The organism is Streptococcus sp. 3705 (genome assembly GCF_013277145.1).
Taxonomy (GTDB): Bacteria; Bacillota; Bacilli; order Lactobacillales; family Streptococcaceae; genus Streptococcus.
This window is the reverse complement of record NZ_VMMJ01000027.1, coordinates 1-9,789: the sequence shown is the minus strand read 5'-3', so window position 1 is coordinate 9,789 and position 9,789 is coordinate 1. Positions and strand designations below refer to the sequence as shown.

The following is a 9,789-nucleotide window of genomic DNA, read 5'->3' as shown; positions in this document are numbered from 1 at the left end:
CTGTACTTGAGTACGGCAAGGATAAGCTGACGTGGTTTGAATTTGATTTTCGAAGAGTATTAGCTCTTGCAAATGGATGGATTGAAGTACGTAAGAGAGGAAGTCATCATCATTTTAAGAAAGAAGGGGTTCCCTATCTTGTCACTATTCCAGTTCACGGTAATGAGGATTTAGGAAAAGGTCTAGAGAGAAAAATATTAAAAGATTTGGGATTATAGTTGATTTGGAAATTGTGGAGGTGTATTATGCTAAAATCTTATCCTGCTATTTTTCATAAAGAAGGCACTGGATACTGGGTTGAATTTCCTGAATTTGGAGGCGGGACTGAAGGAGCAACGATTGAACTTGCAATGAAAAATGCTCGGGAAATGCTTGAGAGTGTTTTAGCTTCTTATATTGATGAAGGATTGGCTCTACCTACTCCTAGTGACATTTCTATGTTGAAAGCTTCTGATGGATTTGTGACTTTGATTCAGGTCAATCCCTTGCCTTTCGTAAAGAATAATAAAGCGATTCGAAAAAATGTTACGGTTCCAGAGTGGCTAGTCAGACTTGCAGATCGTGAGAAAGTGAACTATTCTGAAGTGTTGACACAAGCTCTTGAAAGTCGCTTGCAACTCTAAAATTATAGAGTGATGAAGATTAGGAAATTTCCTGATCTTTTTTCTTTTTTTACGAATAATATAGAAAAGGGGGAAAATCATGTTTGTTGCGAGAGATGCTAGGGGAGAGTTGGTAAATGTGTTAGAGGATAAGCTGGAGAATCAAGCCTACACCTGCCCAGCTTGTGCAGGTCAGCTCCGTTTGCGTCAAGGACCAAGTGTCCGGACCCATTTTGCACATAAATCTTTAAAAGACTGTGATTATTCCTCTGAAAATGAAAGTCCAGAACACCTGTCCAATAAGGAAGTCCTCTATCATTGGTTGAAGACAGAGGCTGAGGTGCAATTAGAATACCCGCTTCCAGAGCTTAAACAGATTGCAGATGTATTTGTAAATGGCAATCTAGCTTTAGAAGTTCAGTGTAGTCCCTTGCCTCAAAAAATTCTTAAAGAGCGTAGTGAGGGCTATCGTAGTCAGGGTTACCAAGTACTGTGGTTGCTGGGAGAAAAACTGTGGCTCAAGGAGCGATTGACTCGTCTACAACAAGGTTTTCTTTATTTCAGTCAAAATATGGGCTTTTATATTTGGGAAGTAGACAAGGGAAAACAGGTTTTAAGGCTTAAATACCTGATTTACCAGGATCTCCGAGGCAAACTCCATTATCAGATTAAGGAATTTCCCTATGGTCAGGCTAGTCTACTGGAGATATTGCGTCTTCCCTATAAGAAACAAAAAATATCTCATTTTACAGTTTCTGAGGATAAGGACATCTGTCGCTATATCCGGCAACAATTGTATTATCAAAATCCTTTTTGGATGAAAGAACAAGCAGAAGCCTATCAAAAGGGAGAGAATATCCTGACTTATGAGCTAAAAGCATGGTATCCCCAAATTAGACCACTAGTGGGCAAATTTTTCCAGATTGAACAAGACTTGAATAGCTATTATCAGCACTTTTTCACCTATTATCAAGAAAATCCTCAAAATGATTGGCAAAAGCTCTATCCACCAGCCTTTTATCAGCAATATTTCTTGAAAAATATGGTAGAATAGAAAGGATGGAGGAATCTAATGGTATTACAAAGACATGAAATAAATGAAAAAGATACATGGGATCTATCAACGATCTACCCAACTGACCAGGCTTGGGAAGAAGCCTTAAAAGATTTAACAGAACAATTGGAGACAGTAGGCCAGTATGAAGGCCATCTCCTAGATAGTGCGGATAGCCTACTCGAAATCACTGAAGTTTCTCTTGAAATGGAACGCCATATGGAGAAGCTTTACGTTTATGCTCATATGAAAAATGACCAGGATACACGTGAAGCCAAGTACCAAGAGTACTATGCCAAGGCCATGACTCTCTACAGTCAGCTAGACCAAGCCTTTTCATTCTATGAACCTGAATTTATGGAAATCAGTGAAAAGCAGTATGCTGACTTTTTAGAAGCTCAACCAAAATTGCAGGTTTATCAACACTATTTCGACAAGCTTTTGCAAGGTAAGGAACACGTTCTATCACAACGTGAAGAAGAATTATTGGCTGGAGCTGGAGAAATCTTTGGTTCAGCAAGTGAAACCTTCGCTATCTTGGACAATGCGGATATTGTGTTCCCTTATGTTCTTGACGATGATGGTAAGGAAGTTCAGCTATCTCATGGGACTTACACACGTTTGATGGAGTCTAAAAATCGTGAGGTGCGTCGTGGTGCCTATCAAGCTCTTTATGCGACTTATCAACAATTCCAACATACCTATGCTAAAACCTTGCAAACCAATGTTAAGGTTCAAAACTACCGTGCCAAAGTTCGCAATTACAAGAGTGCTCGTCATGCAGCCCTAGCAGCCAATTTTGTTCCAGAAAGTGTTTATGACAATTTAGTAGCAGCAGTTCGCAAGCATTTACCCCTCTTGCATCGTTACCTTGAACTTCGTTCAAAAATCTTGGGAATTTCAGATCTCAAGATGTACGATGTCTACACACCACTTTCATCTGTTGAATATAGTTTTACCTACCAAGAAGCCTTGAAAAAGGCAGAAGATGCCTTGGCAGTCTTGGGTGAGGATTACTTGAGCCGTGTTAAACGTGCCTTTAGTGAGCGTTGGATTGACGTTTATGAAAATCAAGGCAAGCGTTCAGGGGCTTACTCTGGTGGTTCTTACGATACCAATGCCTTTATGCTTCTTAACTGGCAGGACAATTTGGACAATCTCTTTACTCTTGTTCATGAAACAGGTCACAGTATGCATTCAAGCTATACTCGTGAAACGCAACCTTATGTTTACGGAGATTATTCGATCTTCTTGGCTGAGATTGCCTCAACGACCAATGAAAATATCTTGACGGAGAAATTATTGGAAGAAGTGGAAGACGACGCAACGCGCTTTGCTATCCTCAATAACTTCCTAGATGGTTTCCGTGGAACAGTTTTCCGCCAAACTCAATTTGCTGAGTTTGAACACGCCATTCACCAAGCGGATCAAAATGGTCAAGTCTTGACAAGCGATTTCCTAAATAAACTCTACGCAGACTTGAACCAAGAGTATTATGGTTTGAGTAAGGAAGACAATCCTGAAATCCAATACGAGTGGGCACGCATTCCACACTTCTACTATAACTACTATGTATACCAATATTCAACAGGCTTTGCAGCAGCCTCAGCCTTGGCTGAAAAGATTGTCCATGGTAGTCAAGAAGACCGTGACCGCTATATCGACTACCTCAAGGCAGGTAAGTCTGACTATCCACTCAATGTCATGAGAAAAGCTGGTGTTGATATGGAGAAGGAAGACTACCTCAACGATGCCTTTGCAGTCTTCGAACGTCGTTTAAATGAGTTTGAAGCCCTTGTTGAAAAATTGGGATTGGCATAAGATGGTTGAATCGTATAGTAAAAATGCCAACCATAACATGCGTCGTCCTGTTGTCAAGGAAGAAATTGTGGACTTGATGCGTCAGCGTCAAAAGCAAGTCACAGGCGATTTGAAAGAATTGGAAGACTTTGCCCGTAAGGAAAATATTCCCATCATTCCCCATGAAACGGTTGCTTATTTCCGTTTTCTCATGCAAACCATGCAACCTAAAAACATTCTGGAAATTGGGACGGCTATTGGTTTTTCTGCCCTTTTGATGGCAGAACATGCGCAAAATGCTAAGATTACAACCATTGACCGCAATCCAGAAATGATTGGTTTTGCCAAGGAAAATTTTGCCCAGTTTGATAGTCGTAAGCAAATCACTCTCCTAGAAGGAGATGCGGTAGATGTCTTATCAACCTTGACAGAGTCTTATGATTTCGTCTTTATGGATTCAGCCAAGTCTAAATACATCGTCTTTCTGCCAGAAATCCTCAAACATTTGGAAGTTGGAGGTGTGGTTGTCTTGGATGATATTTTTCAAGGCGGTGATGTTGCCAAGGACATTATGGAAGTCCGTCGAGGTCAGCGAACCATCTATCGAGGACTTCAAAGACTATTTGACGCAACCTTAGACAATCCAGGACTCACCGCAACATTAGTACCTCTGGGAGATGGCATTCTCATGCTTCGTAAAAATGTAGCAGATGTTCAATTGCCTGACAGCGAATGATTTTCAGAAAAATTTAAGAAAATATAGTAAAATAGATAGAGTAACACTTATCTCAAAGGAGTAGACATGAAGAAAAAACTATTGGCAGGTGCCATCACACTATTATCAGTAGCAACTTTAGCAGCTTGTTCGAAAGGTTCAGAAGGGGCAGACCTTATCAGCATGAAAGGGGATGTCATCACAGAACATCAATTTTATGAGCAAGTGAAAAGCAACCCTTCAGCCCAACAAGTCTTGTTAAATATGACCATCCAAAAAGTTTTTGAAAAACAATATGGCTCAGAGCTTGATGATAAAGAGGTTGATGATACTATTGCCGAAGAAGAAAAACAATATGGCGAAAACTACCAACGTGTCTTGTCACAAGCGGGTATGACTCTTGAAACACGTAAAGCTCAAATTCGTACAAGTAAATTAGTTGAGTTGGCAGTTAAGAAGGCAGCAGAAGCTGAATTGACAGATGATGCTTACAAGAAGGCCTTTGACGAATACACTCCAGATGTAACGGTTCAAATCATCCGTCTTGATAATGAAGATAAGGCCAAAGAAGTTCTCGAAAAAGCCAAGGCAGAAGGTGCTGATTTTGCTCAATTAGCCAAAGATAACTCAACTGATGAAAAAACAAAAGCAAATGGTGGAGAAATTACCTTTGATTCTGCTTCAACGGAAGTACCTGAGCAAGTCAAGAAAGCCGCTTTCGCTTTAGATGTAAATGGCATTTCTGATGTGATTACAGCAACTGGCACACAAGCCTACAGTAGCCAATATTACATTGTAAAACTCATTAAGAAAACAGAAAAATCATCTAATATTGATGACTATAAAGAAAAATTAAAAACTGTTATCTTGACTCAAAAACAAAATGATTCAACATTTGTTCAAAGCATTATCGGAAAAGAATTACAAGCAGCCAATATCAAGGTTAAGGACCAAGCCTTCCAAAATATCTTTACCCAATATATCGGTGGTGGAGATTCAAGCTCAAGCAGTAGTACATCAAACGAATAGTCCAAATCAATACAAATCTCTTTTGAGGTTTGTATTTTTTGAACTTGAGTCTGGAAATGATTCTGTAAAAACAGTAAAATTCGAAGGATTGTAAGGTAAGAGTTTTTTTCTTTCTGAAAAAATGGTATAATAGCAATCAAAACTAGAAAATAAAACGGAATTTGGAACAGATTTGTCTGTATCCTACTAGAGTGGTGATACTATGAAGATTAGTAAGAGGCACTTATTAAATTATTCCATCTTGATTCCCTACTTGCTTTTATCTATTTTGGGCTTGATTGTGGTCTATTCGACCACCAGCGCTATTTTAATTGAAGAAGGCAAGAGCGCCTTGCAATTGGTTCGAAACCAAGGAATCTTTTGGATTGTTAGTTTGATACTGATTGCCTTAATTTATAAATTGAGACTAGATTTTTTGAGAAATGAGCGACTAATCATTTTAGTTATATTGATAGAAATGCTTTTATTGTTCTTAGCTCGTTTTATTGGTATTTCCGTAAACGGGGCATACGGTTGGATTTCGGTTGCAGGAGTAACTATTCAGCCAGCTGAGTACTTAAAAATCATTATTATTTGGTATTTGGCTCACCGCTTCTCCAAACAGCAAGAAGAAATAGCTATTTATGATTTTCAAGTTTTGACTCAAAATCAATGGCTTCCCCGTGCTTTTAATGATTGGCGATTCGTTCTCCTAGTTCTGATTGGAAGTTTGGGAATTTTCCCTGATTTAGGAAATGCGACTATTTTAGTCTTAGTTTCCTTGATTATGTATACAGTTAGTGGAATCGCTTATCGCTGGTTTTCAACCATTCTGGCGCTCGTATCTGCCGCTTCTGTCTTTGTCTTGACCACTATCAGTCTAATCGGTGTTGAGACCTTTTCAAAAATTCCAGTATTTGGCTATGTAGCCAAGCGCTTTAGTGCCTTTTTTAATCCTTTTGCGGATCGTGCTGATGCGGGTCACCAGTTATCTAATTCTTATTTTGCCATGGTCAATGGCGGTTGGTTTGGTCTAGGTCTTGGAAACTCGATTGAAAAACGAGGTTATTTACCAGAAGCTCATACAGACTTTGTCTTTTCTATCGTGATTGAAGAATTTGGCTTTGTTGGTGCCAGTCTCATTTTAGCTCTCTTGTTTTTCATGATTCTGCGGATTATCTTGGTCGGTATCCGAGCGGAGAATCCTTTCAATGCCATGGTTGCACTCGGTGTCGGAGGGATGATGTTGGTTCAGGTATTTGTCAATATCGGAGGGATTTCGGGCTTGATTCCATCTACAGGAGTGACTTTCCCCTTCTTATCCCAGGGGGGGAATAGTCTTCTAGTCTTATCAGTGGCAGTGGCCTTTGTCTTAAATATTGACGCCAGTGAAAAACGCGCTAAGTTGTACCGAGAATTGGAAAATCAACCAATGAACCTTCTGTGAAGTAGAATAAAGAAAGGATAGTCTATGTCTCTTCAAAAATTAGAAAATTATAGTAATAAAAGTGTTGTGCAAGAAGAAGTATTGATTCTAACAGAATTGCTGGAAGATATTACTAAAAATATGCTTGCACCAGAGACCTTTGAAAAAATCATGCAGTTGAAAGAATTATCAACGCAGGAAGATTATCAAGGTCTAAACCGTCTAGTGACTAGCTTATCAAATGATGAAATGGTCTATATTTCACGCTATTTTTCAATCTTACCTCTTTTGATTAATATTTCAGAGGATGTGGATTTAGCTTATGAAATCAATCATCAAAATAATATTGATCAGGACTATTTAGGTAAATTATCTACAACGATCAAAATGGTTGCTGAAAAAGAAAATGCCGTTGAGATCCTAGAACACTTGAATGTTGTTCCTGTTTTGACAGCCCATCCAACACAAGTGCAACGCAAAAGTATGTTGGATTTAACAAATCATATTCATAGTCTTTTGCGTAAATACCGTGATGTTAAGTTGGGGTTGATCAATAAAGAAAAATGGCACAATGATTTGCGTCGTTACATCGAAATTATCATGCAGACAGACATGATTCGTGAGAAAAAATTAAAAGTGACTAACGAAATCACGAATGCTATGGAATATTACAACAGCTCCTTTTTGAAAGCTGTACCTCACTTGACGACGGAGTATAAGCGCTTAGCGCAAGCACATGGTCTGAATTTAAAACAGGCTAAACCAATCACCATGGGTATGTGGATAGGTGGTGACCGTGATGGAAATCCATTTGTTACTGCAGATACCTTGAAGCAGTCTGCACTCACTCAGTGTGAAGTCATCATGAACTACTATGATGAAAAGATTTACCAACTTTATCGTGAGTTTTCTCTTTCAACTAGCATTGTCAATGTAAGTAAGCAAGTCAGAGAAATGGCTCGTCAGTCCAAGGATAACTCGATTTACCGCGAAAAAGAGCTTTACCGTCGTGCCTTGTTTGATATTCAATCAAAAATTCAAGCAACAAAAACCTATCTGATTGAGGATAAGGAAGTTGGGACTCGTTATGAAACCGCCAATGATTTTTACAAGGATTTGATTGCCATTCGAGATTCTCTACTAGAAAATAAGGGCGAGTCCTTGATTTCAGGTGATTTTGTGGAATTATTGCAGGCAGTAGAGATATTTGGTTTTTACCTAGCATCAATTGATATGCGACAAGACTCTAGCGTCTATGAAGCCTGTGTGGCAGAACTCTTGAAATCAGCAGGAATTCATTCTCGCTATAGCGAGTTGAGCGAAGAAGAAAAGTGCGATCTTCTCTTGAAAGAGTTAGAAGAAGATCCCCGAATTCTTTCTGCGACTCACGCAGAAAAATCAGAATTATTAGCAAAAGAACTAGCTATTTTTAAGACGGCTCGTGTTTTGAAAGATAAGTTGGGAGATGATGTCATCCGTCAGACTATCATTTCACATGCAACCAGCCTTTCTGATATGCTAGAATTAGCTATTCTATTAAAAGAAGTAGGACTGGTGGATACGGAAAGGGCGCGTGTTCAGATTGTTCCCCTTTTTGAAACAATTGAAGACTTGGATCATTCAGAGGAAACAATGAGACAATATCTTTCTCTTCCTCTTGCCAAAAAATGGATTGCTTCACGTAATAACTATCAAGAAATCATGTTGGGCTACTCTGACAGTAATAAAGATGGCGGTTACTTGTCATCATGTTGGACCCTCTACAAGGCTCAACAACAATTGACTGCTATTGGAGATGAATTTGGCGTTAAGGTTACCTTCTTCCATGGCCGTGGTGGGACTGTCGGTCGTGGTGGTGGGCCAACCTATGAAGCCATCACATCTCAACCGCTCAAGTCTATCAAGGATCGTATCCGCTTGACGGAGCAGGGTGAAGTAATTGGCAATAAATACGGTAATAAAGACGCTGCTTACTATAACCTTGAAATGCTAGTATCGGCAGCTATTAACCGTATGATTACTCAGAAGAAGAGCGATACCAATACCTCAAATCGTTATGAAGCCATTATGGATCAAGTAGTGGACCGTAGTTACGATATCTACCGTGATTTGGTCTTTGGTAATGAGCATTTCTATGATTATTTCTTCGAGTCAAGTCCAATCAAGGCTATTTCAAGCTTTAACATTGGTTCTCGCCCAGCTGCCCGTAAGACGATTACTGAAATCGGTGGTTTGCGTGCCATCCCTTGGGTATTCTCATGGTCACAAAGTCGTGTTATGTTCCCTGGATGGTACGGGGTTGGTTCAAGCTTCAAGGAATTTATCGATAAAAATCCAGAAAATATTGCTATTTTACGAGATATGTACCAAAATTGGCCTTTCTTCCAATCGCTTCTTTCAAATGTTGATATGGTTTTGTCAAAATCAAATATGAATATTGCTTTTGAATATGCTAAACTTTGTGAAGACGAGCAAGTTAAGGCCATCTATGAGACTATTTTAAATGAATGGCAAGTTACTAAGAACGTTATCCTGGCTATTGAAGGACATGACGAACTCTTAGCTGACAATCCATATCTAAAAGCTAGTCTGGATTACCGTATGCCTTACTTTAATATTCTCAACTATATTCAGTTGGAGTTGATCAAACGCCAACGTCGTGGAGAATTGTCCAGTGATCAAGAACGATTGATTCATATCACCATCAACGGAATTGCAACAGGATTGCGTAATTCAGGCTAATCATTTTCAAAAGTGAAGATGAAAAAAATTCTAATAGACTATTGACAAGTAGTTTAAAAATGATATAATTTAACCATTCAGAAAAGTAATCGTACAAACTTTCAAGAGAGTCTGTGGTAGCTGAAAACAGATAAGTGGCGATGATGAAAATTGGGCTGAATGTTATTTAGAATTTGAAATCATAAAAATTCGGTGAGCACACCTTACAGTGCATCTCGTTATTGCGAGACAGAGCGATAGGGAAATTCCCTATAATTGAGGTGGTACCGCGCATCGACGTCCTCACACAAGTTTTTTGTGTGAGGACTTTTTTTGATGGAGGTTAGTATGGAAAGAAAACGATGGCGTCGCTTGTTTATACTCAATGAAAATCAAAGTACAAACTAGGAAGCTAGCCGCAGGCTGCTCAAAACACTGTTTTGAGGTTGTGGATAGAACTGAC

Annotated in this window: 8 protein-coding genes and 1 other annotated feature; all 8 genes read left to right on the top strand. The window is 39.1% G+C overall.

The window, feature by feature from the left end:
• Window positions 1–26 precede the first annotated feature (26 nt).
• The 8 genes from HT714_RS07875 (at window position 27) to ppc (ending at window position 9,347) form a co-directional block, all read left to right on the top strand.
• Window positions 27–218, top strand: a complete 192-nt coding sequence (locus HT714_RS07875) for a type II toxin-antitoxin system HicA family toxin (RefSeq protein ID WP_115904484.1) — start codon at window positions 27–29, stop codon at window positions 216–218.
• A gap of 27 nt (window positions 219–245) precedes the next feature.
• On the top strand, window positions 246–623 hold the full coding sequence (locus HT714_RS07870; RefSeq protein WP_173226432.1) for a type II toxin-antitoxin system HicB family antitoxin: 378 nt from the start codon (window positions 246–248) through the stop codon (window positions 621–623).
• 79 nt (window positions 624–702) lie between these two features.
• Window positions 703–1,656, top strand: coding sequence for a competence protein CoiA family protein (locus HT714_RS07865; protein WP_173226434.1), 954 nt, complete (start codon window positions 703–705; stop codon window positions 1,654–1,656).
• An 18-nt stretch (window positions 1,657–1,674) separates the two neighbouring features.
• Entirely contained in the window at window positions 1,675–3,477 is a 1,803-nt protein-coding gene (gene pepF / locus HT714_RS07860) for an oligoendopeptidase F (protein WP_173226436.1), read from the top strand.
• A 1-nt stretch (window position 3,478) separates the two neighbouring features.
• A complete protein-coding gene (locus HT714_RS07855; RefSeq protein WP_173226438.1) occupies window positions 3,479–4,192 on the top strand; it encodes an O-methyltransferase in 714 nt (237 codons plus the stop codon).
• Between the two features lie 66 nt (window positions 4,193–4,258).
• Window positions 4,259–5,200, top strand: coding sequence for a peptidylprolyl isomerase PrsA (gene prsA / locus HT714_RS07850; RefSeq protein WP_138701950.1), 942 nt, complete (start codon window positions 4,259–4,261; stop codon window positions 5,198–5,200).
• Window positions 5,201–5,402: 202 nt separating this feature from the next.
• On the top strand, window positions 5,403–6,626 hold the full coding sequence (locus HT714_RS07845; RefSeq protein WP_050242906.1) for an FtsW/RodA/SpoVE family cell cycle protein: 1,224 nt from the start codon (window positions 5,403–5,405) through the stop codon (window positions 6,624–6,626).
• 24 nt (window positions 6,627–6,650) lie between these two features.
• Window positions 6,651–9,347, top strand: coding sequence for a phosphoenolpyruvate carboxylase (gene ppc / locus HT714_RS07840; RefSeq protein ID WP_173226440.1), 2,697 nt, complete (start codon window positions 6,651–6,653; stop codon window positions 9,345–9,347).
• 69 nt (window positions 9,348–9,416) lie between these two features.
• Window positions 9,417–9,634: a binding site (T-box leader), on the top strand.
• The last annotated feature ends 155 nt before the right edge of the window (window positions 9,635–9,789 follow it).